Genomic DNA, 5,087 nt, shown 5'->3' with positions numbered 1-5,087 from the left:
AAACTTCTCTGACCAGAGGGGCTTGGGCGGGGCCTGGCAGGACTCACGCGGCGATGAGTACGGTGCCGAGGGCGAAGGTTCCGCCGGCTCCATGCTCTCCGATACCGCCCGCTCGGTTGCGTCCGTGGCAGGCGGTGCGGCTGAGGCTGTGGCAGACGTTGCGAGCGGCGCCAAAGAAAGATTGAGAAGCACAGCCGGGCAGGTCGGCTCGGCCGCCACCGATAGGACGGGGCGGGTGCGGCAGTCGGCTCAGGACCTGTTCCAGCGCGAACCTCTGGCAATGGCCGCGGTAGGCCTTGCCGTGGGCACCGCCATTGGCGTGATGCTGCCTCACACCGCCGCTGAGGACGCGCAACTCGGCCCATACCGCGACAAGCTTCGTGACAGTGCCGAGGAAGTCTTTGAAGAAGGCGTGGAGCAAGCCAAGCAGGTCGCCGCCGAGGCATATGAGACTGTAAAGGAAGAGGCTGACCGACAGGGTTCCAGCGGCGACGCCGAGACGTTGGTCGACCGCGTCGAAAAAGTCGTGAAAAAGACGGCAAGCAAAACGGAGCAAGCCATTCGCGATCGTTTGGCGGAGTCGGACGAGCCTCCCAACACTTCGTCATAGCGGTAGCCGGTTTTCGAGGTGCGCTGGCGAAGCTGTTCTTGAGACTCTCTTCACGGCGACGGCATGCCTCAGGACTGATCTGGCATGCAACCTCGGCTTCCAGATTTGCTCCTGGCGAGGTATCGAGTTGCTGCTTCCGCGCGCTACGCCTGCCTTGCAAGAAGCGCCGCACAAACATCACTCACGACTTGCTGCAAGACATCGAAAGCATAGCCGATGTGAAGCCGCTCGAGCGGGGTGTGGTAGTCTCGTCCCCACGGGCCGATATTGATGGTAAGAATGTTGGCCAGCCCGCCTTATTTCGGCCAGCGAATGCCGTCGCGCCACATCGGCATGTTGCGGGCGACGACGTCGAGACTGGATGCGGTGGCCTCGCCAAAGAAGCTCATCTCGAGATGCCGGCGAAACAATCCGCACAGCCGATCGCCGAGATCGTAGCGTGCGGTTGCGCCGGCTGCGATGTGCAAGGCAATCTCGCGCAACCTCGCCGCTGCCGGCCTGTCGGAAAGGTTCGTTGGCAGATAGGGTGTCGAGCCGAAGCGGGTGACGATTGCCGGTCCCGGCAAGCGGCTCAATCGCCATGCCTCTTCGGTAACCAGCAGGCATTGCTCGGGGCAGCGGGAGATCGCCCGCGCCAAGAGACGCGCCGACGGTGCCAAGCCTTGATGTTGTTACCGCATCGAGACGGTCCAGCAGTGCCTTGTAACGATGCAGCGGAATTGTTTCGACGAGATCGATCGCTGCGCTGCCGTGCTGGCAATGCCGGCGCTGCTTCAGTTCCGCCAGGCAGGCAAAAGCAGCATCGGCGCAAAGCCGGTCAATGCAATCAAGCACCTCGTCCGGGCTCCGTCGATAGCTCAGAACGTTAAAGCCGGCGAACGCCGTAGCCGGCGTCGTTACGTCATAGCGGGACTTGCCGTCGCGCATATTGAGCAAGCTCGGCGGTGTGCCCAGAAGGAATTGGGCATTATCGGTAAGCTCAGAGACCCATTCCACACGGGCCGCTATGGCAGCGGCAACAGTCGCGGCGTTCAGCCCATTCAGGAGAAACCGCTATGCGCGGGAACGCCGACGTGGGCCGTCGGAAGCAGCTTGCCGACCGTTCCAAGCGCGATGACGCAACCCTTGTTGCCGTCACCGTCGTCGGCGATCGCATCGAGATTGATCGCCGCCAGAATATGGAGCCCGCGCTCGCCAGCAATCGCTGGCAGCGCCTGCGCCGCCTTGCGCGCCCGGCAGAATTGTTCTCACCGACACGAACGGCGTCGTGAGCAGTTTGTAGGGGAGGCTCTTGTCCTTATCCAGCGTAGTGCGGCCCTCTGGAACCATCAAAACTGACAATCGTTACGCTGTTCAGCAACGTACATGAGGGGCAACGTCAACGTGAACGAAGATGACGCCTCACCATTAGCGACCGGGGTAGAAGGCCTCGACTATGTTTTGCGCGGGGGTTATGCCAAATTTCGGTCACACCTCGTTGAGGGAAGGCCTGGTTCGGGCAAGACCACGCTCGGGCTTCAGTTCCTTATCAAGGGGGCCTCGCAAGGCGAAAACTGCCTCTATATTACGCTATCTGAAAGCAAGCGCGAACTCATATCCGTGGCAAGCAGGCACGGCTGGACTCTGGACGGGATAGAAATTCTGGAACTCGTTCCTCCAGAACTCAGCCTTGATCCCTCCCAGTTGCAGACACTCGTGCATTCTTCTGACCTGGAACTCGGAGAGACCGTGCAGGCGGCCTTGGCTGAGATCGACCGTATTAAGCCACAGCGCGTCGTATTCGATTCGCTTTCCGAAATCCGGCTGCTCTCGCAGGGCTCACTACGCTACCGTAGGCAGGTCCTGGCGCTGAAAAGCTTCTTTCTGCTCAACCATGCGACGGTCTTGTTACTCGACGACCTCACGGCCGAGCAGGATGACCTCAACCTGCATTCGATCAGCCATGGCGTCATCCGCATGGAGCAATTGACTCCGATATACGGTGGCGAGCGGCGGCGCTTACGGGTGATCAAGATGCGTGGGGTGCAAATACGTGGCGGTTACCACGACTTCGTTATCCGACCGGGCGGGATCACGGTCTTTCCGCGACTGGTCGCCGCCGAGCACCCTGAAGCCGAGCACGGGTCGCCGGCCTTAAGCGGAAACGGCGTGGACGCTCTGCTCGGCGGCGGCCTCGATCGGGGCACAAGCACGCTCTTGATCGGCCCTTCGGGTGTGGGGAAGTCGACCATAGCCTGCTCCTACTGTCATGCAGCGCTCGGGCGCGGTGAGCGCGCCCTGGTTCTGCTGTTCGATGAAACTGACCGCATTTTCCTGGGACGTGCAGCTGGTCTCGGTATGGATCTCAAGCCCTTCCTGCAAGACGCAATGCTCCTGCTCGAACAAATCGACCCGGCGGATCTTTCACCCGGCGAATTGTCATCAAAGATCCAGTTCGCAGTCGAGCGGTTTGATGCCCGGATCGTAGTGATCGACAGCCTCACGGGATATCTGAATTCGATGTCCCAAGAGCAGCATCTTGTGCTGCAGATGCATGAAATTCTCACCTACCTCAACCAGAAGGGCATCGTGACGATCCTGCTGCTCGCCAATCACGGGCTGATCGGCCAGACGGCGGCCCCAATCGACATGACCTATCTGTCTGATGCAGTGATGTTGCTGAGGTTTTTCGAAAGTGGCGGTCGCATCCGGCGAGCGATTTCGGTGGTGAAGAGGCGGGTTGGTCCTCACGAGGACACGATCCGTGAATTCATGGTCAGCAGCCAGGGCATAGCTGTCGGCGAGCCGCTCGACCAATTCAGGGGAATACTTACAGGCGTGCCCTTTTTTGAGGGCAAACAAAGCGACCTGCTCGCTGACAAGAAGCCATGACGCCGAAAGAACCCGTCGTACTCGTGCTCGCCCCGGTTGGTCGAGACGCTCAGCTAGCGGCCTCGATCTTAGCAAAACACGGGATCGGAACACGCATCTGTGCCAATCTGGAAGAGGTTTTGGAGCTTCTCGACAGCGCACACTGCCTTGTCGTCGCCGAAGAGGCGCTCATCAATTCCGACCGGAGCCAATTCGCCGCCTGGCTGCGCAACCAACCTGCGTGGTCCGATTTTCCAGTGGTTCTTCTGGTCATGCGGGGAACAGAATTCGACAAGCGTCTTGCGTTTCTAGATCGGTATCTCATCGTTCTCGAAAGGCCTTTCCTGGCCTCAAGTCTGGCCAATTCGGTGAGGTCGGCGTTGCGTGCGCGTGCACGCCAGCTCGAGGTCAAGTCCCACCTCGAACAAAAACAGGAGGTCGCTGACCGTCAAAAGCTGTTGATCCTCGAGCTTCATCACCGGGTCAAAAACACCCTGGCCAATGTGCGAGCGATGATGGGAGCGACGGCCCGGTCCAGCGATAGCGTCGACAGCTTCGTGCGTGATTTCTCCGCAAGAATCGTGTCCCTTGCCGACACGCACTCAATGCTTACAGACGACTATTGGCAGACGGCCTCATTACAGAGATTGCTTGAGACGGAACTGAGCCACTACGAGATCTATGGCGAGCCGCGAATATCACTACGTGGTCCCAATGTGGCCCTCGTCGCCGACCTTGCGATACCTGTGGGCATGGCGTTTCATGAACTTGCCTCCAACTCAGCAAAATTCGGCGCCTTGTCGCGCCCGGAAGGCCGCCTTGATGTGCAATGGTGGATAGCGGATTCCGCAGGTGAGCAGATCCTGCATCTCCATTGGCAGGAGCGGAATGGTCCCATAGTGCAGCCGCCGAGTCGACGAGGCTTTGGAACGACATTGCTGGAAAGGGTCGTTACGGTGCAATGCAATGCGAAAATCGAAATGCATTACAATCCCGGCGGCCTGCGTTTCGCTATGGCGTTGCCATTACGCGAAACGAGGCTCGTCCCAGCGTACTCCTGAGTACCTGACGAACGCGACGAAACAGCACGCAGCTGTGGCCGCAGTCGAAGCCACTGTAATCAAAAGGCCGGCTCCGCGACTTTCTTCAGCGGTTCGGGGCCACGATGCAGGTTGCGAGTTGGGGGCCCATTGCGGCCGCCAGGCCGCCGCCGCCTGGGTCTTTCATCTGACCTCGCGCGGTAGGATGTAGTGGGCTGGTCGGAGCCACACGTTACCGACAAAACGGCGCGACTACGCCGGCTTCCTGAGCTCCACCTGAACGCCCAGGCGGAACGCCTGACCATCTGCAAACGAGCGCGCGTAGCTCTCAGCTGTGAAAGGGACCGTGATCGTAGCGCCGTTGACCGTCACGCGAACCGACCACTCTTTCGTCCTCACGATTTCAACGGCATGTTGCTCATGGGGAGCCATGCATTCCTCCCAGAATGGTACGTTGAAGAAGGGGGAGGATAGTGTCGCAAAATGCGGATTCCGACGTGAAGCCGGCCGCCATTCCGATCAAAGACCGGCCACCATTCCGATTTGAAGCCGGCCACCATTCCAATCAAAAGTCGGCCAGTTTTCGG

The 5,087-nt window shown here is 59.7% G+C and carries 4 protein-coding genes and 1 pseudogene; 4 read left to right on the top strand and 1 reads right to left on the bottom strand.

Annotation, left to right across the window (positions count from 1 at the left end; all coding sequences use genetic code 11):
* Positions 1-610: pseudogene (locus tag NKJ13_RS31250) on the top strand (hypothetical protein); the annotation flags it as partial.
* Positions 611-906: 296 nt separating this feature from the next.
* Here NKJ13_RS31250 and NKJ13_RS31245 read toward each other — a convergent pair.
* Positions 907-1,185, bottom strand: a complete 279-nt coding sequence (locus NKJ13_RS31245; protein ID WP_352779525.1) for a hypothetical protein — start codon at positions 1,183-1,185, stop codon at positions 907-909.
* A 480-nt stretch (positions 1,186-1,665) separates the two neighbouring features.
* On the opposite strand from NKJ13_RS31245, the gene NKJ13_RS31240 reads away from it, so the two are divergent.
* The 3 genes from NKJ13_RS31240 to NKJ13_RS31230 all read left to right on the top strand — a co-directional run bounded on the left by NKJ13_RS31240 (position 1,666) and on the right by NKJ13_RS31230 (position 4,521).
* Entirely contained in the window at positions 1,666-1,881 is a 216-nt protein-coding gene (locus tag NKJ13_RS31240) for a hypothetical protein (RefSeq protein ID WP_352779523.1), read from the top strand.
* A gap of 94 nt (positions 1,882-1,975) precedes the next feature.
* Positions 1,976-3,481 carry an ATPase domain-containing protein gene (locus NKJ13_RS31235; RefSeq protein WP_352779521.1) on the top strand — a complete coding sequence of 502 codons (1,506 nt, stop codon included), beginning with the start codon at positions 1,976-1,978 and terminating at the stop codon, positions 3,479-3,481.
* Positions 3,478-4,521: a sensor histidine kinase gene (locus NKJ13_RS31230; protein WP_352779519.1), complete on the top strand. Its 1,044-nt coding sequence runs from the start codon at positions 3,478-3,480 to the stop codon at positions 4,519-4,521. Before NKJ13_RS31235 ends, NKJ13_RS31230 begins: the two co-directional genes overlap by 4 nt.
* Positions 4,522-5,087 lie beyond the last annotated feature (566 nt).

Origin of the sequence: Mesorhizobium sp. M0174, from assembly GCF_040322275.1 — a bacterium.
Classification (GTDB): Bacteria; Pseudomonadota; Alphaproteobacteria; order Rhizobiales; family Rhizobiaceae; genus Mesorhizobium.
This window is presented reverse-complemented; position numbering and strand designations above follow the sequence as displayed.